Genomic DNA, 1820 nt, shown 5'->3' on the forward strand with positions numbered 1-1820 from the left:
CTTCCCGGTCTCCGCGCCGGTCCCGGCTCCGGCGGCGGCCTTCGGGGCGTGCTCCGGCATGCCCTCCGACTTCGACGGCGACGGCCGCGCCGACCTCGCGGTCGCCGCGCCGTACACGGAGGTGGGCGGCCACGCCCGCGCGGGCTCCGTCACGGTGCTGTACGGCATGCGCACCGGGCGGCGGCTCACCCAGGACGACCCCGGCGTGCCGGGAGAGGCCGAGAACGGGGACGCGTTCGGCTCGGCGCTGGCCGTCGGCGACTTCGACGGCGACGCTGCGCGGACCTGGCCGTCGGCGTGTCGGAGGAGGACCGGCCGGGACCGGGTTCCGACGGCAGGGGCGCCGTGCAGCTCTTCCACGGCTCACCCGGCGGACTGCGTCCCGGCCGGATGCTCGACGCCGGGGACCTGGGACGCCGACGCGGGCCCGACCGGTTCGGCGCGGCGCTGGCCGCCGGGGACCTGGACGGGGACGGCGACGACGAGCTGGTGATCGGGATCCCCGGGCTGGGCGGGGGCGGCGTCGGGGTGCACGGGACCGAGGGCCGCAGGCCGTACGTCGTCACCCAGCGGACCCGTTGGGTGGGGCAGCGGGAGCGGGCGACCGACCAGTTCGGGTCGGTGCTCGCGACCGGTGACTTCGACGGCGACGGCCGCGCCGAGATAGCGGTGGGCGCGCCCGCCGACAGCCTCCGCAAGAGCGGGGAGGGCTCGGTCACCGTGCTCGACGTGCGGCGGCGCGGGCCCTGCGCCTCACCCAGGACAGTCCGGGCGTCGTCGGCGCCGCCGAGCCCTGGGACGGTTTCGGCTCCGCGCTGGCGACGGGGGACTTCGACGGCGACGGCCGCGCCGACCTGGCCGTCGGGGTGCCGGGCGAGGGCCTGACCGCGAACCAGCGGGCGATGGACTACGGCGACGGGACCGTGGTGACCGTCCGCGGTTCGGCGCGGGGCCTGCGGACCGGGACCTCCGAGGCCTTCTCCCAGCGGGGGCTCGACGGCGTGCCGCGCTACTTCGACCGGTTCGGCGCGGCGCTGGCCGCCGGGGACCTGGACGGGGACGGCGACGACGAGCTGGCGATCGGGGTGCCGGGGGAGAACGCCGTCCAGGTGCTCGCCGGGACCCGGTCCGGCGGCCTGACGAAGCGGAACGACCTGCTGGTCACCGGCCGCGGAGGCGGCTTCGGCGCGGCGCTGGCCACCGTACCCGGGCGGGGCCTGGTCGTGGCCGCGCCGGCCGCGGGCAGGCTCGTCCTGCTGCGCGGAGGCGTACGGCAGGGGGCGCATCCGGGAGTGCTCCCGGCGACGGCGCGGACTCTCGCCACCGGCGCCGGGAGCGCCCTGTTCGGTTACGCGCTCACAGGACCCGGGTCCCGGTGAGCTTCTTGAAGCGGATCGCGCGGAACAGCCGGCTCCGGTCGGCGTCGCGGTCCGCGGTGTAGGCGACCCCGAACCTCGGGACGTACTTTCCGCGCTTGGCGGAGCTCAGCCACGCGCGGACCGTCACCGAGGTGGTGTCGCCGTCGTCGAGCGAGGTGATCCAGCACCTCAGGGTCCGCCCCTTGGTCGTGCAGCTGATGCTGCGCGGCTTGGCGACCACCTTGATCCGCCGGGTCCCGGACGGGAAGCTCCCGCCGAGCAGGGCGTAGGCCTGGCCCTCGTAGCCGCCCTTGTTGGTCACCTTGATCCGGTAGGTCACGTGGCCGCCCCGGCGGACGTACTTGTCGTAGCGGACCGAGGCGGTGAAGCGCGGCTTGGCGGCCGACGAGGCGCCGGAGGTCCCGGCGGCCGCGGTGAGCGCCGGGGCCGCGGCGGTCGCGG

Annotated in this window: 4 protein-coding genes; 3 read left to right on the top strand and 1 reads right to left on the bottom strand. The window is 76.8% G+C overall.

Going from position 1 to position 1820, the window contains the following annotated elements:
* The 3 genes from ACWJ6R_RS35775 to ACWJ6R_RS35785 form a co-directional block, all read left to right on the top strand.
* Nucleotides 1-493: FG-GAP repeat protein (locus ACWJ6R_RS35775; RefSeq protein ID WP_449066454.1), on the top strand; the 493-nt coding region annotated here is incomplete at its 5' end.
* Nucleotides 391-885 (top strand): FG-GAP repeat protein, encoded by a 495-nt coding sequence (locus ACWJ6R_RS35780; protein WP_449066455.1) that lies wholly within the window; start codon nt 391-393, stop codon nt 883-885. The genes ACWJ6R_RS35775 and ACWJ6R_RS35780, both read left to right, overlap by 103 nt.
* The gene (locus ACWJ6R_RS35785; protein ID WP_449066457.1) at nt 816-1379 is read left to right on the top strand and encodes an FG-GAP repeat protein; all 564 of its coding nucleotides are present in this window, start codon (nt 816-818) and stop codon (nt 1377-1379) included. Before ACWJ6R_RS35780 ends, ACWJ6R_RS35785 begins: the two co-directional genes overlap by 70 nt.
* Here the strand turns inward: ACWJ6R_RS35785 and ACWJ6R_RS35790 are convergent.
* Nucleotides 1357-1820 (bottom strand): hypothetical protein (locus ACWJ6R_RS35790; protein ID WP_449066456.1); only part of this gene is annotated, 464 nt, incomplete at its 5' end. The two genes, ACWJ6R_RS35785 and ACWJ6R_RS35790, sit on opposite strands and share 23 nt — an antisense overlap.

It is taken from the genome of Planomonospora algeriensis (assembly GCF_977012225.1).

What these genes read in the sequence shown, in the direction of transcription:
- ACWJ6R_RS35780 (WP_449066455.1), top strand. Translation starts at nt 391, where the DNA reads ATGCTCGACGCCGGGGACCTGGGACGCCGACGCGGGCCCGACCGGTTC.